Below are 21,475 nucleotides of genomic sequence, written 5' to 3' on the forward strand. Positions count from 1 at the left end.
GGTATGGAGAGGCGAGGATGTTGCTTCAACCGAATGTACCCGCGTTCGCGCTCCCGGCCGGCAGCTTTCAGCCTCTATCAGGGCCACGGCGTAGCGCTTGGCTGGCTGCCATTGATTCATAGTTTTCCCTTTAAAAACAGTATGAATACGCGATGATCACCAGATTTGTTCTGCGCGGCCACGGGGTTGCATTGATTTTTTTCTTGCCCTTCCTCGCCGCGGCCGCCGAGCCGCTGATTTTCGACAACTGCCTCGATGCCCAGGGCAGGACGGTAGCTGCCGCTGTCGACCGCGAGCAGACCATGCTGGTGCGTAACGAAAGCCAGCAGGGCCAGCCTTTCATCCGCTACAACCCGGACGTGCTGCCGTGGCTCGGTTCGGCCAGTCGGCTGTTCTTCTATGCGCACCAATGTGCCCGCCTTGGACTCCCGGCTGCCGGCCCGGAAAGCGCTCCCGACATCGCCCGCGAGGCGGATTGCCTTGGTCTCGGCGCGCTGCTCGGCAGCAAGTTGCCGCGGAGCGAGGATGTGCCGGCCCTGCAGGCCGCACTCACGTTCAGCGACGCCGAATGGGCCTTCCTGCCCGGACCTCCGCGCGGCTTTGACCTGTCCAGTTGCCGGGTGACCAGTGACGGCGTGCTGCAACTGCCGCTCGCCAGGCAGCCGTCAGTGCGGCAGACGGCCTGGAACAACTGTACCCGTGCCTGTGGTGACAAGCTCTGGGCTTGCCAGAAACGTTGCCGCCACAGCGACTGTGAGCACTGCCTGAGTACCTGCAGCCTCTGCCGGAGCGGTTGCGGCGCTGCTCCGCGGCGCTAGCGTCGGGGGTTGATGATTCCGTGAACGATCATTTCTGCCATGGGTCGACGGGATTGCACGATCGATTTTTAGAGGATGGAATAAACGGCAGACCGGCAGCGCAGATGATGCTGAACGCGATGGAACGTGGGCAACTGGAATCGAGGCGCGTCGGCGCAGGACGGCGCCAGCCTTGGCCATGCGTTCGCAAGTGGTGCCCAATTGTGCTTGCGGGAGCGACAACAAGAGTGTCGCGGCGGTCCGCGCATGGAACGCTCAATTCTGCGCTTTCCGCCAGCCCTTTGCCTCCATGCAGCCGTGCATCCGCCGCACGCTCTCGTTGGTGACCATGCCGTCAACTCCGGGGTAGGTCCGCTGCTTGCAGAACGTCACGTCCTGGTCGTATTCACCGGGCGCGGCGCCGGGCTTCTCCCAGTGCCAGCCCGGGAAGAGCGCGCAACCGGCCAGGCTGGCCAGCAGAATGATGATTGGCGTTGCTGATCTCATGGCCAGGATTCTACCCCGAGCGGCGCCTTGCACGCCTTACATCAGGATCGCGAACAGGCTGCTGTAGTCATCCTGCCACGGCCGGAAACCCGGCTTGTCGGCCAGCAGTTTGGCATCTTCGAATCCTTGGTGGCAGAAGAAGGTGTCATCCTGGGCGATCAGTGCCCAACGGGAGCGGAAGATGCCGTTCTCGCGGTCGTCGTCGTGATCGACGATGCGCGCGGGCCGGCCCAGGTGGTCGGCGGCAGCCTTGATCACGGGGCGAAGGTCGAGGAAGCGGTTGGTGATGTGCACCGCGAGGACGCCGTCGGGCTTCAGGTGGCGGAAATAGAGTTCGAAGGCCTGGCGGGTCAATAGATGAACGGGCACCGAATCGCCCGAGAAGGCATCGACGATCAGCACGTCGAACTGCTGCGGCGGCTCGGCTTCCAGTTGCAGGCGGGCATCGCCGAGGATGATGTCGGTCTGTGCCCGGGTTTGCGCGAGGAAGCTGAAGTGGCTGCGGGCCACGTCGATGACCAGCGGATCGATGTCGTAGAGGCGGTAGTAGTCACCGGCGCGGCCGTAGGCGACGAGCGTGCCGATGCCGATGCCAACGACGCCGACGCGCAACGGGCCGCTGCCAGCCTTGGCGAGCAGCGCCTTGCCGGCGCCGCCTTCACTGCTGTAATAGGTGGTCGGCGACAGCGCCTTGTCGGCCGCGATGAACTGCCGACCATGGATGATCTGGCCGTGCAGCATGGTGCGGAAGCCGGTTTCCGGGTTGCTATGGACGGTCAGGGTGCCGTAGAAGTTGCGCAGCAGGGCGTCGGCGCCGCTGTTTTCCGCGACGTGGTCGGCCACGCGCACGCCAGTCAGCGCGATGAGGATGAGCGCACTGCCGGCGCCGGCAGCCAGTCGCCAGCGCCGCTCCCCGACGGGCAGCGTCGCGATGACGGCGATGGCAACAACCAGTCCGGTGAGCACGATGGCGATCGAGAGTTCATAGTGGCTGTTGAAGAAATACGGAGCGACGACGCCGACAAAAAAGCCACCGAGGGCGCCGCCGGCGGCGAGCATCAGGAAATAGGTGGTCAGTTGCGCGGGATGCGGCTGAAGCCTGGCGAGTTCGCCGTGGCATGCCATGCAGGCGACGAAGAAGGCGACGAGGTTGATCCCCATCGACAACTGAATCGGCAGCGCGCTCAAGCCCAGGGTCGGCAGCCAGGCCAGGGCGGCCAGGCTGACGACGAGCAGCGGCAGGTACACAGCGCGCCGGTACCAGCAGCGGCTCCCGAAGGCGAGAATGAAGGAAAGCAGGTAGAGGCTGAGCGGGGCTACCCAGAGCAACGGGATGGGGGCGATGTTCTCGGTCAGGAAGCTGGTGTTGGCGACCATCAGTATCGATGGGCAGGCAGCCAGCGCCGCCCACAGCATTAGCTGGCGGCCGGTGATCGGCTGAATGTCATCGTGGTGCTTGAGCGCCAGGGGCTGGCTGTTGCGTCCGCGCCAGGCGAGCAGGCCGCAGGAGACGACGAAGGTGGCGAAAAGCCCCGACCATGCCCATGACTGCAGGCGCGTCGGTAGTACCGGTTCGATGGCGAGGGGATAGGCGATCAGCGCCAGCATCGAGCCGAAGTTGGAGAGTGCGAACAACCGGTAGGGAACCTGGCCGGAACGCTCGCGGGCGAACCACGCCTGGACCAACGGGCCGGTGGTCGATAGCACGAAGTAAGGGAGGCCGATCGAGGCGAGAAGCAGTCCAAGGATGCGCAGTGTCGGGTTTTCGGCGCCAGTCGGTTTCCAGGCGTCACTCGGGGAGATCGGCATGACCAGCAGACTGGCGAGCAGCAGGACAATGTGCAACTGACTCTGGCGGCGCGGCGAAAGGCGGGCGACGATCCAGTGGGAATAAAGGTAGCCGAGCAGCAGGATCATCTGGAAGAAGAGCATGCACGTCGTCCACACCGACGCCGATCCGCCGAACCACGGCAGGATCATCTTGCCGATCATCGGCTGTACCTGAAAGAGCAGGAAGGCGCTGAGAAATATTGTCAGCCCGTAGTGGAAGGTCAAACGCAGGTCGATTTTCATCGGAGTTGTCGCTGGTGGCGCAAGCACGCCCTGTTAAGAGAAGACCGCCTCGCGCACTGTCGAGACCCAGGCATTGCGACTGACTGGCAAGCCGCACGGCTCCGCGATGGCATTGATGGCACCAATGCCGGAATCGCAAAGTGTGCGGGGAAGGCTACGACTTCCTGTCGGCAATGTCGACATAGAATGCCTGAATCCGGGACATGTCGGCATCGATGTCGCCCATTGTCGCGAACAGGGGGCCGATGCCGGCCAATTTTTGCCGGAAGTCCAGATAACCCAGGGCGATCGGCACGCCAGCGCCGTGGGCGATGAAGTAGAAGCCGGTTTTCCAGTGCCTGACCTTGCCGCGCGTGCCCTCGGGGGAAATAATCACGGTCAGGCGTTGGCTGCGCTGAAATGCCTCGATTGTGCCTTGCACCAGATTACCGCAGCGTTCCCGGTTCACCGGAATGCCTCCCAACCAACGCATCAAGCCGGCGCCAATCGGCGGGAAGAGGCTGGATTTTCCCATCCAGTAGACCCTCAGACGCAACGCAAAACAGACCATCAGGGTCACGGGAAAATCCCAGTTGCTGGTATGCGGGGCGGCAATCAGCACGTACTTGGGGACGTCAGGCGCGCGGCCTTCGATGCGCCATCCCGACAGCCACAATATAAGCCGCGACAGCCAGTGCATCAGAGTGTTGATGATGGGAGTGTCGAAGATTGTCGAATGCATCGGCTGGTCGTTCCGGAAGTGGCAGGCGAGGGCACGTGGCTCGCGTAGCCATCCGGTCAATGGTTGAGACTCGGGGGCAGTGGAAGATACCCCAGATTCGGCTTGGGTGGGGATTGGCCTCATCCAGCGGGATGAAATTCCTGCTTCCGCGAACTCTGGAATCCGCGAGTATCGGTACACCAGGGTTCGGCATGCACAATACGGACCGATGCCACGGGCCAGCCGTCCGCGGTCAACCACGAAATCTGTTCATTTTTCATCGTCGACCGTGATAGTCGCCGGGTGGCCCGGGTCCGCGACCGCAACTGGGCGGCGCGCAAGTCGACTCCCACCCTGGATCATTTCGCTTTTGACTCCGCCTGGCGGATCGAGGCGGAATGGCAGTTGCTGTCACTGCCGTGCAAGATGGAGGTAGTCGATGTCGGTCAGCGACAAGGAGGTTTTCTTCGCCTTCCGTGATGCGAGCCGCGGCAGGGAGACCTACGGCGCCGGGTGCTTCCTGAAGGCACCTGCCGCGGTCGACGGCAAAATTGCCCTCGAATTCAACTTCATCTGCAAACCGCCCTGCGCTATCACGCCTTTTGCCACGTGCCCGTTGTCGCCCCGGAGAACTGGCTGCCGTTCGCCGTGCCGGTGGGCGAGAAGAAATGGGCCGTGGGTATTTAGACGCGGGGTTCGTTATGGCTTGCCAGCGCCTGGCTCTGCGTCTTGATCAGATGTTGCAGGATCGCCATCAGCGCGGCGGCGGTCATACCCAGCATGAGCACGCCGTTCAGCGCCTCGAGGGGGCCAAGCAGTTTGTGTTCCTTGCTCATGACGATGTCGCCGTAACCGAGCGAGGTAAAATTGACGGCCGAGTGGTAGATCGCCTCGTAGAGTTCCCCGAACTCGCCGAGCCACAGGAAGAGCGCACCCCAGAGGGCGATCTGCAGGAAATTGCCGACCATCATCACCAGCATGGCGACCAGCAGCGGACGGATGCCAGCGAGAAAGCCGGGCTGTGCCGGCCCGTCAGCCGCCTGCCGAATGTAGTAGCGGACGCACCAGAAGGCGACCGCCACCTGCAGGATCAGGCAGAGCAGCATGGCCGGCAGGCCGATCAGATAGTTACTCAGTGTCATGCGCTTTCCTCCATGGTGTTGCAGGGTGGTTTGGCGGCCGGCGCCCGCGCGGCGCGCCAGCGCTCGAGCAGCCACACGGTACCCCAGGCGTAGAGCGCGACGGCGACGAAGAGGCCGGTGCGGACGGTTGATGCCTGGAGCACGCTCTTGCCGCTGGCGCTGTCCTCGATCGCCGGGCCGAGCAGGATCAGCGCCGTGATCAGCGCGTTGCTCCAGAACGAGGGGCGGAATGCCGTGCGCCGCGTGCCGAAGATGCCCGATCCTACCCACAGCGCGGCCGCCGTCAGCCACAGCATGAGCATCCACAGGTTGGGCAGCAAAGAAAGGCCGAGCCAGACCAGCGCGGCGATCAGCGCGCCCATCAGGGTCGAGCCGACCAGTTCGCGGCCGGCGTGGCGGGCGTCGGTTTCCCCGGCCTGCTGGCCGAGGGCGACCGTCTTCAGAATTGCCGCCAGGTAGAGCGAAGGATTGGTCAGGGCGAGGATGAAGACCGGCATGACGATCAGCACCGCGCGCAGGGCGATCCAGCGTGCCGCCTCGGTGGTCATGGTCGGCGCCCCGGCGGCGCTGCCGGCGGGACCGGGTGCATCGGGAAACAGGGCGTTGGAGAGACTGCTGACCAGCGTTCCGGTGCCGATCCCGATGGCCAGTGTCAGACTCAACATGCCGATCAGCGCCTGGTCGGCGACACCGACGACCGGGATCAGGGCGAAGGCGATGACGAGGATCATGGTGAGCGGGCTGCCGCTGCGCAGCCCCATGAGAAAGATGCCATACAGCACCCCGGCCGTCAGCAGGATACCGGCGACCGCGTAGTGCTCAAGCAGCGGGACCATGACCACGCCGGCGGCCACCAGCGCGGCGAAGGCCAGCGCCGCGACGGCGCCCTTGAGCAGCGGCAGCGGCGGGCCCGGCTTGCACAGTACAAGCACGGCCATCACGCAGACGACGAAGGGCATTGGCAGCGCGAACCCGTAGGCGATCAGGACGGCGAGGCCGAGTCCGCTCGCCAGGCGCAGGGTGGCCTTGTCAGCGCGCTGCATGGCCGGCGCTCAGTAGAGGTAGGAGAGCCAGCTCATGACTCGAATGTAGGCGGCGGCGAGCAGGTTCATCACCGGGTTGTCTCCGGTGTAGACCAGCACGTCGGCCTGCCCACCGATGCGCGCGCCGTGCAGGCGGTCGCGTTCGGCGGGGTCGAACTCGATCGCCACCGGGAAGCGTTGCGCCTGACGCAGCCAGTCGCGGCTGTTCTGCACCGTCGGCAGGGCGCCCGGGGAGCCGGCCTGGCCGCTCTCGACGCCGCCGCCGATGCTGCGGACGCGGCCCTTGAACACCTCGCCCGGCATGACGTCGAGGACGATGGCGACCTCGTCGCCGGGATCGATGTTGCCGAGGTTGTTCTCGGTCATGTCGGCGCTGATCCACAGGTCGTGCAGCGCGATCAGCGTCATCAGCGGCGTTCCGGCGGCCGCGAAATAACCCACGTCGAGCTGGAGGTCGGTGACGGTGCCGCGCGCCGGGGCGACGATGCGAGTTCGCGCCAAGTCGAGCTCGGCTTTTTCCACGGCCTTGCGGGCGCTCTGCAACTGGGCATTGGCATCGCCGCTGTCGCCAGCGGATTCCTGCGCCTTGCGCAGGTCGGCCTCGGCCCGCTTGGCCTTGGCCCGCGATTCCTCGCGGGTCGACTGGGCAATTTCCAGGCGGCGCACCGAGATGGCGCCAGGGTCTTCGGCATACAGCCGCTCCTGACGGCTGGCATCCTTTTCCGCCATGTCGCGGTTGGCCTCGGCTGCCTGCAGCGAAGCACGGGCGGCGTCGACGGCGGCCGCCGAGGCGTTGACCGAGCGCCGCACCGACTCGTGATCGGCGCGAGCGCGCTGCAGGGCGATTTCGTACTGGCCGGGGTCGATGTCGAACAGCGGCTGGCCCGGCTCGACCTCGTCGTTGTTGCGGACGTGGACCTTGAGCACCTTGCCGGGAACTTCGGCGGCGACCGGCACGACGAAGGCCTGGAAGCGCGCCTGCGAGGTGTGCGGGGTCAGGCGATCGCCGATAAAGTAAAGAAGGAGGCTGACGACGATCAGGACGGCGACGGCGAGGGCGCCGATGCGCGTACCGCGCCCGGTGTCCGGCGCGGGCTGGGGAACAGGGGAATCCGGGGTCATGGGGTGTCCTTCGGCGATGGCGAGTCGGCCGCCGCGGGTGGGAGGGGGGCATTCAGCAGATCCTTCCAGGCGCTGCGCTCGCCCATCGTTTCACGCGTCGCCGTGTCGACCACGGGGCGTTCCCGGGCGGGCTGCCAGCCGCCGCCCATCGCCTTGTAGAGCGCGATCAGGCTCTGCGTGACGGCGCCGCGGGTGCTGACCAACCGTTCCTGCTGGCTGAACAGGGCGCGCTGCGAATCGAGCACGCGCTGGAAGTCGACCAGTCCCTCGCGGTACTGAATGGTGGCGATTTCGAGCGAGCGGGCGGCAGCCTGCACGGCCGACTGCAGGATATCCACCTGGACGCGGCTCTTGGCGAAGCCGACGGCGGCGTCGTCCATCTCGCGCGCGGCGCGCAGGACGACGTCCTGGTACTGCTCGTAGATCTGCTGGAAGCGGGCGTCCTGGACGAGAACCTGGTTCTTCAGTCGCCCCCAGTCGAAGATGTTCCAGACGAAACCGGGGCCGACCGCCCAGTCCAGGGTACGCGAGCCCCAAGCCAGCGAGGTGGCGGACAGGCCAACCGTGCCGGCGAGGGCGATCGACGGGTAGAGTTGCGCCTCGCTGACGCCGATCAATGCTGATTGCGCGGCAAGCTGCATTTCGGCGGTGCGCACGTCGGGACGGCGACGCAGCAGGTCGGCCGGCATGTCGACGATGACGTCGATCGTCGCCTCGGGGATTTTCTCGCGGCCGGCCGCCATTTCCGGCAGCGGTCCGGGTGGCCGGGCGAGCAGCACGCACAGCCCGTTCTGCGTCTGGCGGAGGCTGCCCTCAAGTTCAGGGATGGTGGCGAGCGTGCCGAGATACTGGCTGCGCGCCTGCTGCACGTCGAGTTCGGCTTCATTGCCGCTCTTGAACAGGTGTTCGGTGATTTCCAGGCTGCGCTTCTGGATAGCGGCGTTCTCGTGGGCGATGCGCAGACGCAGCTCGATGGTGCGAATCGCGCTGTAGAGGCTGGCCGCCTGTGCCGCGACCAGGACCTGGACGTCGTCGTACTGGGCGATACTCGCCAGGTAGGAGGCGTCGGCCGCCTCGACGCCACGGCGAAACTTGCCCCAGAAATCGAGCTCCCAGCCGATCGATAAACCCGTGCTGTAGGCGGTGAAGGTGGTATCCGGCCCGCCCGACTGCTGCTGGCCGACGCGCAGCACCTCGCCGCTCAACTGCTGCAACTGCGGGTAGAGGGCGCTGCCGGCGATGCCCAGCTGGGCGCGCGCCTCCATGATGCGCATGCCGGCGGTGCGCACGCCAGGGTTCAGGCGCTGCGCCTCGACCACGAGTTGGTCGAGCGCCGGGTCGTTGAAGTGGCGCCACCATTCGTCGTCCGGTGCCGGCCGGCCGGGTGCCGGCACGGTTACCGGCGCCGCCTTGGAAGGGGGCTGCCAGTCGGCCAGCCAAGGTACGTCCGGGCGCTTGAAATCCGGGCCGACCGCCGTGCAGGCGCACAACAACATGCTGGCGGCAACGCCCGTCAGGCTGGCTGGCGGACGGAAACGTCGTCGCTGCGGCATCGCTCAGTTGGCGGGCGGGGTTGAGCTTTCCGCGTGTTTCGCGGCGACGGCCGGGTTGGCGTCCACCCAGCCCATGAAGATCTGGTAGCCGAGTGCCAGCAGGGTGGCGCCGACGAACATCCCGAGGATGCCGGCGGTGGCCATGCCGCCGAGAGCGCCGATCAGGATGACCGGCATCGGCGCATCGACGCCGCGGCCGAGCATCAGCGGCTTGAGGACATTGTCCGCCATGCCGGCGACGAGGAGCAGCACGGTGTAGGCGATCGCCTCGACGTTGCCGTAGCCGTTGCTGGTCCAGATGTAGCCGATGGCCGGCAGGGTGACGATCAGCGCCGGCACCTGGGCGATGCCAAGGACGAGGACGATCGCCGCCAGCACGCCGGCCCACGGCACGCCGGCGATCAGCAGGCAGAGGCCGACGACGATCGCCTGGATGAAGGCGACCCCGATTACGCCCTGGGCGACGGCACGGATGGTGGCGACGGACAGGCGGGCGAATTCGCCGCCGCGCGCGGGGCCGACGATGCGTTCGAAGATCGAGTGGCTGCCGCGGTGGCCGGCTTCCCCGAAGGCCATGACGATGCCGGCGATGATGAAGGAGCCGAGGAATTGCAGGAGCCCGACACCGATGCTGGCGACGAAGCCGAGCGCCGACTTCGCCAGGTCGCCGATCTTCGGTTGCATGCTCTGGATCAGTGCCGGCAGGTCGCTGTAGGCCTGTGACCAGGCGGCGTGGACCTTCTTCCCGACCAGCGGCCATTCCGCCACGCCGGGGCGCGGTGCGGGAAGTGCGAGCGTGTTGGTTTGCACCTTCTCGATCAGTTGGTGTACCGAATCGCCCAGCGAGCTCATCAGAACGGCAGTCGGCGCGAGGATGACGACGGAAGCGATGAGCACCAGCAGCGTGGCGGCCAGCCCCTGGCGGCCGCCGATGCGCCGGGCGAGCGACTGGTGCAGCGGATACATCGTCACCGCCAGGATCAACGCCCACACCATCAGGGTCAGAAAGGGCGAGAAGACGCGGTAGCAGAGCAGGACCATCGCCAGGATCAGGCCGGCGCGGATCAGGACGTCGAGCAACCGGGCGGCGATCCGTTCTTCCATTTCATTATCGGGTTTGCAAGGCAGGTTCATGATGTGCGCTCAGGTGATGGATGGAGATGCGGCGGAAAGGGCGCGGGTGGGTCAGCGACCCATGCGGCGATTGTAGGTCTGGGTGAAGCGTTGGTCTAGGTTCTGGTCCTGCGGGCCGAGATTTTTGGCGTCGAACTGGACGCGCAGGCTGCCGTCCGGCTGTGGCAGCACGGCGATGAAGACATCGGCACCGGCGTGCCGGCCGTAGATGCGGCCGCTGGCACGGTCGGCCGAGGCGACGGCGATGCCGATATCCTGTGCCGCGTCGAGCGCGGCGTTCCACGAACGGTCGAAACTGGCCGGCTGGGTTGTCGTGTAGCCGACCGGTTCGTAGACAACGCACCCGGCCAGCGGCAGAGTCGCCAGAAGACAGGCCAGAACGCAAGGTACGGCTTTGGACATGGCGGTTACCTCATTGTTTGACAGTGGTTTGGGACGGTTTGTCGTTGCGCAGCGCGTTGAGGATCTTCTGGCCGCCGCGCCCGTTCACTGGTTGGCCGAGTCGGGTCTGTTCCTGCCGGATGGCGGTGCGGCTCTTGTCGCCGAGCATGCCGTCAATCTCGCCGATGTCGTAGCCGCGCGCCACGAGGAGAGCCTGCAGTTCGCGGCGCTCGGCGCGCGACAGGCCGGGGTCGTCAGTGGGCCATGGCGTGGCGAATGGCGAGCCGCCGCGCAGACGATCCGAGAGATGGGCAATCGCCAACCCGTAGCTCTCGGCTGCGTTGTAGCCATAGATTACGTCGAAATTGCGCGTCGTCAGAAATGTCGGGCCGCGCGGGCCGGCCAGCATCAGCAGTCCGACACGTTCATTCGTGGCGAGGCCGCTGGCGGAGAGCGGGCGGCCATCGGCCAGGGTCAGGCCGGAGGCCGCCCAGTCGCCAAGCGTGCGCTTGCGGGTACGGCCAGCGAGGCCGGTGTCGAAGCCGTCCGGCAGCCTGACCTCGACGCCCCACGGCAGGCCGCTCTGCCAGCCGCCCTTGCGCAGGAAATTGGCGGTCGACGCCAGTGCATCGTCAGTATTGTCGACCAGGTCGCGGCGTCCGTCGCCGTCGAAATCGACGGCCAGGCGCTCGTAGGTGGCGGGCATGAACTGGGTGTGGCCGAAGGCGCCGGCCCACGATCCGTTGAGGCGGTCAGGGGAGATGTCGCCGCGTTGCAGAATGCGCAGGGCGGCATAGAACTCGCCCTGGAAATAGCCCTGGCGCCGGCCGAAGCAGGAAAGCGTGCCCAGTGCCTGGACCAGCGGGTATTTGCCGGTGATCCGGCCGTAGTTACTCTCGACGCCCCAGACCGCCACCACGGTGGCCGGATCGACGCCGTAGGTCGCCTGAATACGTTGCAGCACGTCGGCGTGGCGTGAAAGAGCGGCTCTGCCGTCGGCGATCCGTTCGTCATCCACCAGTCCGGAGAGGTAGTCCCAGATTGGCAGCTTGAATTCAGGCTGGTAGTTCAGCTTGTCGAGAATGGCGAAGTCGGCCTGCACGCCTTGGGTAAAGCGGCTGTAACTGTCTGGGCGGACGCCGCTGCGCTGCGCCACCGGTTGCAGCCGGGCGAGGCAGCTCGCGAATTCGGATTGCGATTGGGCTTGCGCAAGACTGGAGCCGCCGGCGAGAGCCAGCAGCGCGGCAGCGGCGGCGCAGCGTGTTGCGCGCGACAGGGCGTTCTTTGGTAGCGGTGGGATATGCCGGTCAGGTGATGGCATCGAGCGCCCTGGCCAGGTTATCGACGGTGCGTTCCGGGTTGTGCAGCTTCTCCAGCCCGAAGAGGCCGATGCGGAAGGTCCGGAACTCGGGTGGTTCGTCACATTGCAGCGCGACGCCGGCCGCGGTCTGCAGGCCGACAGCGAGAAATTTCCGGCCGTTCTGGATGTCCGGATCGGAGGTGTAGCTGACAACGACACCGGGCGCCTTGAAGCCTTCGGCAGCTACGCTCGGGTAGCCCCGGCTTTCAAGCAGTTCGCGCACGCGGCGGCCGAGTTCCTGCTGCTCGCGGCAGACTCGCGCGAAACCGTAGGCTTCGGTTTCCAGCATGACGTCGCGCATTGCCGCCAGCGCATCGGTTGGCATCGTCGCGTGGTAGGCGTGGCCGCCGTTCTCGAAAGCCTCCATGATCTGCAGCCATTTCTTCAGGTCGCAGGCGAAGCTGCTGCTGGTCGTCACGTCGACCCGGGCGCGGGCGCGCTCGCCGAGAGCAATCAGGGCGCAGCACGGCGAAGCGCTCCAACCCTTCTGCGGGGCGCTGATCAGGACATCGACGTTGCTCGCGACCATGTCGACCCAGACCGTGCCGGAGGCGACGCAATCGAGCACGAATAGGCCGTCGACCGCGCGCACCGCGTCACCGACGGCTTTCAGATAATCATCGGGCAGGATCATCCCCGATGCGGTCTCGACATGCGGCGCGAAGACGACCTCGGGCCGCTGTTCGCGGATCGCGGCGACGACTTCGGCGATCGGCGGCGGCGCGAAAGGTGCCTGCGGGCCACTGCCCGCCTGGCGCGCCTTGAGCACAATTGTCTCGGAGGGAATCTTTCCCATGTCAAAAATCTGTGTCCAGCGGAAGCTGAACCAGCCGTTGCGGATGACCAATACTTTCCTGTCGCTGGCGAACTGGCGCGCCACCGCCTCCATGCCGAAGGTACCGTTGCCGGGGACGACGACGGCGGCCTGGGCGTTGTAGACGTCCTTCAGGATGCGCGAGATGTCCTTCATGACCCCCTGGAAGCGCTGCGACATATGGTTCAGCGCACGGTCGGTATAGACCACCGAATATTCGAGCAGGCCTTGGGGGTCAACGTTGGGTAGTAGTGCGGACACGGTTCTCTCCGGATTTGTTTGTGATTGCGGGAATGCCGGGCATTCTCGCAGGATGTCTATCAGCCGCACATTCTATAGCGACGCGGTCAATTTGCGGGGTTCTGCGGGGTGCCCCAAGGCAATCGCCCGAATGCCAACGTTGTGAACCCTTAAAAATAATCGTTCACCCTCAAGGAGTCACGCGGAGGGCTAATGGGATGGTCGTCCCTCCCCGAATCGGCATCAAAGTGCCAAAGGGTAACGATAGCAATATCCGATTGAACGAGAGGGGCGACCGAGATGAAGATTGCGCCAGTTGGCCTTGGTCTGGCCAGAAACGTGTTTCAAATCCATGGCATGGATGAGCGTGGAAAGCTGGTTTTGAGGAAGCAGTTGAAACGAGAGCGGGTTGCCTGCACTCTGCGAGACGGCGAGCAGTTCCCTTTTTGATACTCGTGTGAGCATGATTCTCTGCTTGCAAAAAATGATTTACTGTATAAAAATACAGCCATTAGTTTTTAGCGGAGCAGGCCATGAAACTCACCCCGCGGCAGCAGGAAATTCTTGATTTCATCCGCAACACGCTCGAAGTGCTGGGCGCGCCGCCAACGCGCATGGAGATTTCCAGCGCCTTCGGTTTCGCGTCGCCCAATGCGGCAGAAGACCACCTGAAGGCGCTCGCCAAGAAGGGTGCCATCGTCCTCGAACCTGGCTCGGCACGCGGCATCCGGCTGGTCGAGCAACTGGGGCTGCCGCTGATCGGCAGCGTCGCGGCGGGTTCGCCGATTCTCGCCGTCGAAAACGTTCAGGGGCGCTATGCGCTGGGCGCCCACCTGTTCAGCCCGCGCGCCGACTATCTGCTCAAGGTGCGCGGTCTGTCGATGATCGACGCCGGCATCCTCGACGGCGACCTGCTGGCCGTGCACAAGACCAGCGAGGCGCGCGATGGCCAGATCGTCGTCGCCCGCGTAGCCGAGGAGGTCACGGTCAAGCGCCTGAAGCGCAGGAACGGCCTGATCGAACTGATCGCCGAGAACCCCGATTTCGAGCCGATCATCGTCGATCCCGGCGCAGTCGAATTCGCCATCGAGGGCATCGCCGTCGGCCTGATCCGCGGGGCAACTGGCAGCCTGTCATGAGCGCGCCGCCCTCGCCGGCAGCGCTCGCGGAGGTGCTGGCGAGGGGCGATGTCTGGCGTGGCGACACGCTGGCCAGGTTGCCGGAAAACGCGGTGCCGAGCGGGCATGCCGATCTCGATGCCGAATTGCCGGGCGGCGGCTGGCCACGTGGAAATCTGACCGAAATCCTGGTCGACCGCGGCGGTCTCGGCGAAATGAGCCTGTTGCTGCCCGCGCTGGTTCGCCTGTCGGCCGCAGGCGGCTGGCTGGCATTGGTGGCGCCGCCCTGGCTGCCGCATGCACCGGCCTGGGCGGCGGCGGGGCTGGCGCTGGAGCGGTTGGTGGTGGTCAGAGCCGGCCGGCAGGCGGCCTGGTGTTGCGAGCAATTGCTCGCCTGCGGCGGCTTTGCCGGCGTGCTGGCCTGGCCGGAGGCCGGTATCGATGCCAGGGCGCTGCGCCGTTTGCAGGTGGCGGCGGAGGGTCGGCCAACCCTGGCCTGTCTGTGGCGTCCGCTGGCGCTGGCCGCGGCACCTTCGCCGGCACCCCTGCGAATTCTTCTGGCGGCGGGCGGGGAGGGGGTGTCGGTGCGTATTCTCAAGCGGCGCGGCCGACCGGCGGCGCAGCCGCTCGATTTGTCGATTGCCCGTCCCGGGAGAACGAACCGTGCTCTGGTTGGCCCTTCACTTTCCCCTGCTGGCGCTCGAAGCGCTGCCACTGCGGCAGTCGCCTAGCGCCGTTGTCAATCGCGGGCGGGTGCTGGTGTGCGACCGACTGGCTGCCGAGGCGGGAGTCAGCGCCGGGCAGAGGCTGTCGACGGCGCTCGGCCTGCAACCTGGGCTGGCGGTCTTCGAGCGCGATGCAGCGCGCGAGGGTGGCGCGCTGGAAAGCCTGGCCTGCTGGGCTGGACGGTTTACGCCGACGCTGAGCCTGGCGCCGCCGGCCGGGCTGTTGCTGGAAATTGGCGGCTGCCTGCGCCTGTTCGGTGGAGTGGAGGTCATTGTCGAGGCCGTGCTCGGTGGGTGCGCCGGGCAGGGTTACTCTGTCAACTGGGCTGTCGCCCCGACGCCGCTCGGGGCACGCTGGCTGGCGCAGGCCGCTACCGGCGGGAACCACCAGGAAGTGCCGGCCATGCAGGCAGCCCTGGCCACCTTGCCCTGTGGCGTTCCCGGTTGGCCGGACGAGGTGGTGAAGCGGCTGGAATCGTTCGGCCTCAAGCGTCTCGGCGATCTGCGCGCCTTGCCGGGGGTAGGTTTGCGCCGGCGTATCGGCAACGGGCCGGTCGATGATCTGTTGCACGCCTGGGGCGAGTTGCCCGACCCACAAAAGCCCTTCGTTTTTCCCGAGAGCTTCAGCAGTCATATCGAACTGCCGGCCCGCGTCGAACATGCCGAGGCGCTGGCCTTCGCCAGCCAGCGGCTGTTCGCGGCGCTGAGCGGCTGGCTGCATGGCCGGCAACTGCTGGTGCGCGCCTGCACGCTGCACCTGACGCATGACGACGGCGCGCAGAGTGCCCTGGTCCTGCGCTTCGCCGAACCGGCCGCTGATGAGGGGCGGTTCTCGCGCCTGTTGCGCGAGCATCTTGCGCGACTGAAACTGGCGGCGCCGGTCGCGGCCTTGCGCTTGCAGGCTGACGAGGTTGTGAGCAAGCCGGGAGCCAGCGCCCATCTGTTCGAACAGCCGCTTGCCGGCGAGGGCGCACCGGCCTGCCTGGAACGGCTGCGCGCCCGGCTTGGCGAGGCGGCGGTGCAGGTGCTCGGCGAGATGGCGGACTACCGGCCGGAGTGCGCGACCTGCCAGTTCGATCCGGCCACGGATTTTGCCCTTTCCGGGCCGTCGACCGCAGCATTCAGGTCGCCACGTCCGCTCTGGCTGCTGCCGGTGCCGCAAGCCCTGGCCGAACGGGCCGGCAGTCCGCACTGGCATGGCCCGCTGAAGTTGTTGTCGCGCGCCGAACGCCTTGAAAGCGGCTGGTGGGACGAGGGCGAAAAAGGTGCGGCAGGCGATGTGCGGCGCGACTATTTTGTCGCCCGCAATCCGCAGGGGCAGTGGGCCTGGGTATTTCGCGATGCGCAAGGATGGTTCCTGCATGGTCTCTTTGCCTGATTACGCCGAGCTGCACTGCCTCTCCAACTTCACTTTTCTGCGCGGCGCCTCGCACCCGGAGGAACTGGTGGCGCAGGCTGTCGCACAGGGCTACACGGCGCTGGCACTGACCGATGAATGCTCGCTGGCCGGGGTCGTGCGGGCGCATCTGGCGACCAGGGAGGCCGGGCTGAAATTGATTGTCGGCAGCGAAATAAGCATCCCCCAAGGGGACTTGAGCCCTCGGCCGCGTAGCCTGGCGGGCGCGGTCGACGGCCTGAAACTTGTCTTTCTCGCGTGCAACCGCGAAGGCTACGGCAATCTGTCGGCACTGATCACGCTGGCCCGACGGCGGGCGGAGAAGGGCGCTTACGCGCTGCAACGCCATGACCTGAACGTGGTTTCGCCGAGCGGCGCCGTGCCCGACTGCCTGGTGTTGTGGGTACCGGGGGATTCGCCCTCGGCCGCGGACGGGCGCTGGCTGGCCGAACATTTTTCCGGTCGGGCCTGGATCGCCGTCGAACTGCACGCCGGGCCGGACGATGCCGCCCGGCTCGAAGCACTGCAGGCGCTGGGCGCGGCGAGCGGCCTGCCGCTGGTGGCGGCCGGTGACGTTCATATGCATGTCAAGGCGCGCCGGCCCGTGCAGGATGTGCTGACCGCCCTGCGCCTGAAGACGACGGTGTTCGACGCGGGCTATACGCTGTTCGCGAACGGCGAGCGTCACCTGCGCACCCGGCTGCGTCTGGCGCGCCTGTATCCGCCGGCCCTGCTGGGCGAAACGCTGAATGTTGCCGCGCGCTGCGCGTTTTCGCTCGACGAACTGCGCTACGAATACCCGGAGGAAATTATCCCCGCTGGCGAAACCCCCGCGTCATGGCTGCGCGCCGAGACCGGACGCGGCTTGTTGCGGCGCTACCCGGCGCGTGTGCCGGAAGGCGTTCGGGAACGCGTCGAGCACGAGTTGAAGCTGATCGCCGAGATGGCCTACGAGGCCTATTTCCTGACGGTATACGACATCGTCTGTTTTGCCCGCGAGCGTCAGATTCTCTGCCAGGGGCGCGGTTCGGCGGCCAATTCGGCGGTGTGCTACGCGCTCGGCATCACCGAGGTCGATCCGGCTCGCTCCTCGCTGCTATTCGAGCGTTTTATCTCGAAGGAACGCGGTGAGCCACCCGATATCGACGTCGATTTCGAGCACGAGCGGCGCGAGGAGGTGATCCAGTACATCTACGCCAAATACGGCCGCGAGCGGGCGGCGCTGGCCGCGGCGCTCATTACTTACCGGACCAAGGGCGCCTTGCGCGACGTCGGCCGCGTGCTTGGCTTCGGCATTGCCCAGATCAACGCGCTGACCGCTTCGCTGGCCTGGTGGGACAAGCGCGAGCAATTGCCGGAACGCTTTGCCGAACTCGGCCTCGATCCGGCATCGCCGCGCGTTGAAAAATGGCTGGCCATCGCCGAAGCCCTGCGTGGTTTTCCGCGCCACCTGACCCAGCATGTCGGCGGCTTCGTCATTTCGCGCGGGCCGCTTTCAAGACTGGTGCCGGTCGAAAATGCGGCGATGCCCGAACGCAGCGTGATCCAGTGGGACAAGGACGATCTCGATGCGATGGGGCTGATGAAGGTCGATATCCTGGCCCTTGGCATGTTGTCGGCGATCCGCAAGACACTGTCGATTTTGGGCGATTCTTGTGGTCGACCGTGGAAAATGCAGGACATTCCGCCCGAAGACCCGGCTACCTACGAAATGCTCCGCCACGCCGACAGCATGGGCGTCTTCCAGGTCGAATCGCGCGCCCAGATGGCCATGCTGCCGCGCCTCAAGCCGCGCAGCTTCTACGATCTGGTCGTCGAAGTCGCGCTGGTCCGCCCCGGGCCGATCCAGGGTGACATGGTGCATCCCTATTTGAAGCGGCGCCAGGGTCGGGAGCGTATCGAGAAAATCTCGCCGGCCGTCGATGCCGTGCTGGAGCGCACCTATGGTGTGCCGATCTTTCAGGAACAGGTCATGCGACTGGCCGTTGTCGCCGCCAATTTCACGCCCGGCGAGGCCGACCAGTTGCGCCGCTCGATGGCCGCCTGGCGGCGCAAGGGCGGGCTGAAAGTCTTCGAGCAAAAGCTGCTCGCCGGCATGGCCGCCAACGGCCTGCCGGAAAGCTTCGCCCGGCGCATCATTGCGCAGATTCAGGGCTTCGGCGAATATGGCTTTCCGGAGAGTCATGCCGCCAGTTTCGCGCTGCTCGTCTATGCCTCGGCCTGGCTCAAGCGCCATCACCCGGCGGCCTTCCTGTGCGGTCTGCTGAACAGCCAGCCGATGGGCTTCTACTCGCCGTCGCTGCTGATCCAGGACGCCCGCCGTCATGGCGTGACGGTTTTGCCGCCGGATGTCACCGCCAGCGACTGGGACAGCCGGCTTGACGCCAGCGGTGCGGTGCGCCTCGGCCTGCGCGAGATCAATGGCTTGACGAAATCGGCCGGTGAACGGATTGTTGCGGTCGACCGGAAAAATCGCCCGTTTTTTGATGTGGCCGACCTGGCTGCGCGTACCGGCTTGTCGCGCCGCGACCTCGACCTGCTGGCCGCGGCCGATGCCCTATGCAGCCTGGCCGGCCATCGCCGGCAGGCGGCGTGGGCGGCGAGTGTGGAAAAATCAGCGGCGGTGGTGCAGGGCGATCTCTTCGACGGCCTGCCGCCGGCCGAAACGGCGACCATTCTGCCGGAGCCGAACGAGGCCGAAAACCTGGTCGCCGACTACCGCAGCCTGGGCCTGACCTTGCGTCCCCATCCGCTGACCCTGCTGCGTCCGCACCTCGCCGAACGCCGCTTTGTCACGGCGGCAGCGCTGAAGACGGCGGGCCAGCGCGCCCTGATCCGCACCGCCGGCATCGTCGTCGGCCGCCAGCGGCCGGGCACGGCGACCGGCATCGTCTTCGTCACGCTGGAAGATGAAACCGGGCTCGCCAACATCGTCGTCCATCCGCAACTGGTCGACAAGCAACGGCGTGAACTACTCGGTTCAAGCCTGCTCGGCGTCTACGGACAGTTACAGAAGGAAGGCGAGGTCGTGCATCTGATCGCCCGGCGGCTGGTCGACCTGTCCGCGTGGCTCGGCCCGCTGCAGACAAGCAGCCGGGACTTTCACTGAACCCCTGGCGATAAAACCATCCGGCGACCAGGCACGGACGATGACCTGGCAGGGGCGGCATAAGCAGCCGGTATCCAATGCCAATTGACGACTTTGTTTAGCCAAATATAGGCAAGGCCGAAGGTCAGCGCGGCGTTCTCCACGGCTGATCGCGGTGTGGCGAATGGCCGTATGCTGCCTGCTTTCTTTCGTCCACCCTGGTGCTGTCGACTCGTGAATCGTGCTGTCCTAGGGTGTGTTGACAATCAATCCGATAGATGACCATGGCATTGATCGGCGAAATCCTCGTTTACAGTCAATGAGTTACAAGGAGGCTGTTCACAGAGGTTGATATAGGGTCATATCCGAATGGCACTTACTTAACGTTCAACTCTTTGATGCAAATGATGAAACAGGCTGGATCGACGCGTGATAAGTTGGCGTCGCCAAATACCCAACCCGCCCACGATGAGCCAGCCCAAATGCATCCTATCCGCAGTACACGCGCACAGCAACACCGAACGGTCAAGGCCCACGCTGCCCAGAGCGACGCCTATGCGTTTTTCAACCTGTTGATGGGGCCGGAATTGTTCGATGCCGTGGAATCTGAACTGCCGCCCCACCGAGAAAGGCAATATCCCCCGACGGAGACGTTGTCGATGTTTCTGGCCCAAGCGCTGAGCACCGATCGTTCCTGCCAGAAGGCAGTCAATGACCGTGCGGTCAAATGCCTGGTTGGCGGCCTGGTGCCGGGCAGCACCCACACGGGCGCCTATTGCCGGGCGCGAAAGCGCTTGCCTTTGAAGATGCTCAGTACACTGGCGTGCCACGTGGGGCAAAGAGTCGCCACGCAGGCGCCGACAGCTTGGCATTGGCGGGGTCGTCCCGTCCGTCTGGTGGACGGGACGACCGTCGTAATGCCCGACACCTCAGACAATCAGGTCGTCTACCCGCAACCGACGAGCCAGAAGCCGGGGCTGGGTTTCCCGCAGTGCCGGATCGTTGGGCTCGTTTGTTTGGGTAGCGGGGCGGTCCTCAATGCCGCGACCGGCTCCTGTCGGGGCAAGGGCAGCGATGAGCAGTCGTTGCTGCGTTCGGTATTCGATTCTCTGGAGCAGGGTGATTTACTGTTGGGCGACGCCTTCTACGCCACCTATTTTCTCCTCTGCTCATTGCGCGAGCGGTGCATTGATGCGGTGTTTGAACAAAATGGCGCGCGGCAACGCACCACCGATTTTTGCCGAGGTCGGCAGTTGGGGCAGTGCGATCATCTGATCGTGCTGCCAAAACCCGTCAGCAAACCCGACTGGATGCCTCAGGCCGACTACGATCAGGCCCCCGAGAGTCTGACCGTACGCGAGCTTCGGGTCGGCGGCAAGACACGGGTGACGACATTGCTTTGCCCAAAACAAACCGACAAGACTGCCTTGAAATCGCTCTATCGGGATCGCTGGCACGTTGAACTCGATCTGCGCAACATCAAGACCACGCTCGGCATGGAACGACTGAGTTGCCTGACGCCTGCGATGGCGATCAAGGAAATCTGGGTCTATCTCCTCGCCTACAATCTGATTCGGTTAATGATGGCTCAGGCTGCAATGCTCTCCCACAGATTGCCGCGCCAACTGAGCTTCAAGCATACCGTGCAAATCTGGCTCGCCTGGGCACCCTTTGCGAGCCGCAGCCATCACAACATACACAGCGAACTATTCGTTTTAATCGCCCAACAACAGGTCGGTAACCGACCGGGCCGGATCGAGCCTCGCGCCGTCAAACGACGACCTAAACCCTATCCAATGCTCACCAAACCACGTAATCTCGCCAAAGCTATCGTCATGAAAAATGGACATCCCAAAAAGCTTAAGTAAGTGCCATTCGGGTCATATCCTGACTTTTGGGTGGCGTCAGGATGATGGTACGTTTGTGGTTGCGTGATGATCAGTTTGAGCGGATAGCGTCCCTGTTGCCGGGTAAAGCCAGCGACCCGGGGTGCACGGCGGCCGATAATCGACAGTTCGTTGAAGCGGTTTTGTGGATTGCTCGCACGGGTAGTCCGTGGCGTGACCTGCCATGCCCATTCGGGCCGTGGAATAGTGTCTATCAACGATTTGCTCGCTGGTCGCGGCGTGGTGTCTGGCATCGCATCTTCAGCCAGTTGGCGCAGGACGCAGATTTCGAAGAGGTGTTCATCGACAGCACCATCGTTCGCGCCCATCAACATGCCGCCGGTGCACCAAAAAAAACGGTGGCCAGGCGCTTGGGCGATCACGGGGCGGACTGAG

Annotated in this window: 20 protein-coding genes; 8 read left to right on the top strand and 12 right to left on the bottom strand. The window is 65.1% G+C overall.

Annotation, left to right across the window (positions count from 1 at the left end):
- The first annotated feature begins 152 nt into the window (after positions 1 to 152).
- Complete coding sequence (locus tag IPP03_01350; protein MBL0351405.1) at positions 153 to 818, top strand: hypothetical protein; 666 nt, start codon at positions 153 to 155, stop codon at positions 816 to 818.
- A gap of 255 nt (positions 819 to 1,073) precedes the next feature.
- On the opposite strand, the gene IPP03_01355 is transcribed toward IPP03_01350, so the two are convergent.
- The 3 genes from IPP03_01355 to IPP03_01365 form a co-directional block, all read right to left on the bottom strand.
- Positions 1,074 to 1,304: a hypothetical protein gene (locus IPP03_01355; protein ID MBL0351406.1), complete on the bottom strand. Its 231-nt coding sequence runs from the start codon at positions 1,302 to 1,304 to the stop codon at positions 1,074 to 1,076.
- Between the two features lie 36 nt (positions 1,305 to 1,340).
- A complete protein-coding gene (locus IPP03_01360) occupies positions 1,341 to 3,377 on the bottom strand; it encodes a spermidine synthase (protein ID MBL0351407.1) in 2,037 nt (678 codons plus the stop codon).
- Between the two features lie 154 nt (positions 3,378 to 3,531).
- Positions 3,532 to 4,098, bottom strand: a complete 567-nt coding sequence (locus tag IPP03_01365; GenBank protein ID MBL0351408.1) for a lysophospholipid acyltransferase family protein — start codon at positions 4,096 to 4,098, stop codon at positions 3,532 to 3,534.
- 418 nt (positions 4,099 to 4,516) lie between these two features.
- On the opposite strand from IPP03_01365, the gene IPP03_01370 reads away from it, so the two are divergent.
- Entirely contained in the window at positions 4,517 to 4,810 is a 294-nt protein-coding gene (locus IPP03_01370; GenBank protein MBL0351409.1) for a DUF1684 domain-containing protein, read from the top strand.
- Here the strand turns inward: IPP03_01370 and IPP03_01375 are convergent.
- The 9 genes from IPP03_01375 to IPP03_01415 all read right to left on the bottom strand — a co-directional run bounded on the left by IPP03_01375 (position 4,761) and on the right by IPP03_01415 (position 13,331).
- A complete protein-coding gene (locus tag IPP03_01375; protein MBL0351410.1) occupies positions 4,761 to 5,219 on the bottom strand; it encodes a two pore domain potassium channel family protein in 459 nt (152 codons plus the stop codon). The two genes, IPP03_01370 and IPP03_01375, sit on opposite strands and share 50 nt — an antisense overlap.
- Complete coding sequence (locus IPP03_01380; GenBank protein MBL0351411.1) at positions 5,216 to 6,262, bottom strand: DUF2955 domain-containing protein; 1,047 nt, start codon at positions 6,260 to 6,262, stop codon at positions 5,216 to 5,218. The genes IPP03_01375 and IPP03_01380 overlap by 4 nt, the downstream gene beginning before the upstream one ends.
- A gap of 9 nt (positions 6,263 to 6,271) precedes the next feature.
- Entirely contained in the window at positions 6,272 to 7,384 is a 1,113-nt protein-coding gene (locus IPP03_01385) for an HlyD family secretion protein (protein ID MBL0351412.1), read from the bottom strand.
- Complete coding sequence (locus IPP03_01390) at positions 7,381 to 8,937, bottom strand: efflux transporter outer membrane subunit (protein MBL0351413.1); 1,557 nt, start codon at positions 8,935 to 8,937, stop codon at positions 7,381 to 7,383. The genes IPP03_01385 and IPP03_01390 overlap by 4 nt, the downstream gene beginning before the upstream one ends.
- Before the next feature lie 3 nt (positions 8,938 to 8,940).
- The gene (locus IPP03_01395; GenBank protein ID MBL0351414.1) at positions 8,941 to 10,071 is read right to left on the bottom strand and encodes an AI-2E family transporter; all 1,131 of its coding nucleotides are present in this window, start codon (positions 10,069 to 10,071) and stop codon (positions 8,941 to 8,943) included.
- 51 nt (positions 10,072 to 10,122) lie between these two features.
- Positions 10,123 to 10,473 (bottom strand): hypothetical protein, encoded by a 351-nt coding sequence (locus IPP03_01400; GenBank protein ID MBL0351415.1) that lies wholly within the window; start codon positions 10,471 to 10,473, stop codon positions 10,123 to 10,125.
- 10 nt (positions 10,474 to 10,483) lie between these two features.
- The gene (locus tag IPP03_01405; protein ID MBL0351416.1) at positions 10,484 to 11,773 is read right to left on the bottom strand and encodes a lytic murein transglycosylase; all 1,290 of its coding nucleotides are present in this window, start codon (positions 11,771 to 11,773) and stop codon (positions 10,484 to 10,486) included.
- Positions 11,760 to 12,887, bottom strand: coding sequence for an alanine--glyoxylate aminotransferase family protein (locus IPP03_01410; GenBank protein ID MBL0351417.1), 1,128 nt, complete (start codon positions 12,885 to 12,887; stop codon positions 11,760 to 11,762). The genes IPP03_01405 and IPP03_01410 overlap by 14 nt, the downstream gene beginning before the upstream one ends.
- Positions 12,888 to 13,109: 222 nt before the next feature.
- Positions 13,110 to 13,331, bottom strand: coding sequence for a hypothetical protein (locus IPP03_01415; GenBank protein MBL0351418.1), 222 nt, complete (start codon positions 13,329 to 13,331; stop codon positions 13,110 to 13,112).
- Positions 13,332 to 13,399: 68 nt separating this feature from the next.
- Between IPP03_01415 and lexA the strand changes: the two genes are divergently transcribed.
- From lexA to IPP03_01445, 6 genes are all read left to right on the top strand, one after another.
- Positions 13,400 to 14,005, top strand: a complete 606-nt coding sequence (gene lexA / locus IPP03_01420) for a transcriptional repressor LexA (GenBank protein MBL0351419.1) — start codon at positions 13,400 to 13,402, stop codon at positions 14,003 to 14,005.
- A complete protein-coding gene (gene imuA / locus IPP03_01425) occupies positions 14,002 to 14,715 on the top strand; it encodes a translesion DNA synthesis-associated protein ImuA (protein MBL0351420.1) in 714 nt (237 codons plus the stop codon). Before lexA ends, imuA begins: the two co-directional genes overlap by 4 nt.
- Positions 14,648 to 16,087 carry a DNA polymerase Y family protein gene (locus IPP03_01430; protein ID MBL0351421.1) on the top strand — a complete coding sequence of 480 codons (1,440 nt, stop codon included), beginning with the start codon at positions 14,648 to 14,650 and terminating at the stop codon, positions 16,085 to 16,087. The genes imuA and IPP03_01430 overlap by 68 nt, the downstream gene beginning before the upstream one ends.
- Positions 16,071 to 19,214, top strand: coding sequence for an error-prone DNA polymerase (locus IPP03_01435; GenBank protein MBL0351422.1), 3,144 nt, complete (start codon positions 16,071 to 16,073; stop codon positions 19,212 to 19,214). Before IPP03_01430 ends, IPP03_01435 begins: the two co-directional genes overlap by 17 nt.
- 461 nt (positions 19,215 to 19,675) lie before the next feature.
- The gene (locus IPP03_01440) at positions 19,676 to 21,061 is read left to right on the top strand and encodes an IS4 family transposase (protein MBL0351423.1); all 1,386 of its coding nucleotides are present in this window, start codon (positions 19,676 to 19,678) and stop codon (positions 21,059 to 21,061) included.
- Between the two features lie 26 nt (positions 21,062 to 21,087).
- Positions 21,088 to 21,474: an IS5 family transposase gene (locus IPP03_01445; protein ID MBL0351424.1), complete on the top strand. Its 387-nt coding sequence runs from the start codon at positions 21,088 to 21,090 to the stop codon at positions 21,472 to 21,474.
- Position 21,475 lies beyond the last annotated feature (1 nt).

Source organism: Candidatus Dechloromonas phosphoritropha, from assembly GCA_016722705.1.
GTDB lineage: Bacteria > Pseudomonadota > Gammaproteobacteria > Burkholderiales > Rhodocyclaceae > Azonexus > Azonexus phosphoritrophus.

Bases quoted from the DNA above. Each gene is read 5' to 3' on its own strand.
- IPP03_01350 (MBL0351405.1), top strand. From the start codon at position 153: ATGATCACCAGATTTGTTCTGCGCGGCCACGGGGTTGCATTGATTTTT.
- IPP03_01355 (MBL0351406.1), bottom strand. From the start codon at position 1,304: ATGAGATCAGCAACGCCAATCATCATTCTGCTGGCCAGCCTGGCCGGT.
- IPP03_01360 (MBL0351407.1), bottom strand. From the start codon at position 3,377: ATGAAAATCGACCTGCGTTTGACCTTCCACTACGGGCTGACAATATTT.
- IPP03_01365 (MBL0351408.1), bottom strand. From the start codon at position 4,098: ATGCATTCGACAATCTTCGACACTCCCATCATCAACACTCTGATGCAC.
- IPP03_01370 (MBL0351409.1), top strand. From the start codon at position 4,517: ATGTCGGTCAGCGACAAGGAGGTTTTCTTCGCCTTCCGTGATGCGAGC.
- IPP03_01375 (MBL0351410.1), bottom strand. From the start codon at position 5,219: ATGACACTGAGTAACTATCTGATCGGCCTGCCGGCCATGCTGCTCTGC.
- IPP03_01380 (MBL0351411.1), bottom strand. From the start codon at position 6,262: ATGCAGCGCGCTGACAAGGCCACCCTGCGCCTGGCGAGCGGACTCGGC.
- IPP03_01385 (MBL0351412.1), bottom strand. From the start codon at position 7,384: ATGACCCCGGATTCCCCTGTTCCCCAGCCCGCGCCGGACACCGGGCGC.
- IPP03_01390 (MBL0351413.1), bottom strand. From the start codon at position 8,937: ATGCCGCAGCGACGACGTTTCCGTCCGCCAGCCAGCCTGACGGGCGTT.
- IPP03_01395 (MBL0351414.1), bottom strand. From the start codon at position 10,071: ATGAACCTGCCTTGCAAACCCGATAATGAAATGGAAGAACGGATCGCC.
- IPP03_01400 (MBL0351415.1), bottom strand. From the start codon at position 10,473: ATGTCCAAAGCCGTACCTTGCGTTCTGGCCTGTCTTCTGGCGACTCTG.
- IPP03_01405 (MBL0351416.1), bottom strand. From the start codon at position 11,773: ATGCCATCACCTGACCGGCATATCCCACCGCTACCAAAGAACGCCCTG.
- IPP03_01415 (MBL0351418.1), bottom strand. From the start codon at position 13,331: ATGCTCACACGAGTATCAAAAAGGGAACTGCTCGCCGTCTCGCAGAGT.
- lexA (MBL0351419.1), top strand. From the start codon at position 13,400: ATGAAACTCACCCCGCGGCAGCAGGAAATTCTTGATTTCATCCGCAAC.
- imuA (MBL0351420.1), top strand. From the start codon at position 14,002: ATGAGCGCGCCGCCCTCGCCGGCAGCGCTCGCGGAGGTGCTGGCGAGG.
- IPP03_01435 (MBL0351422.1), top strand. From the start codon at position 16,071: ATGGTCTCTTTGCCTGATTACGCCGAGCTGCACTGCCTCTCCAACTTC.
- IPP03_01440 (MBL0351423.1), top strand. From the start codon at position 19,676: ATGCATCCTATCCGCAGTACACGCGCACAGCAACACCGAACGGTCAAG.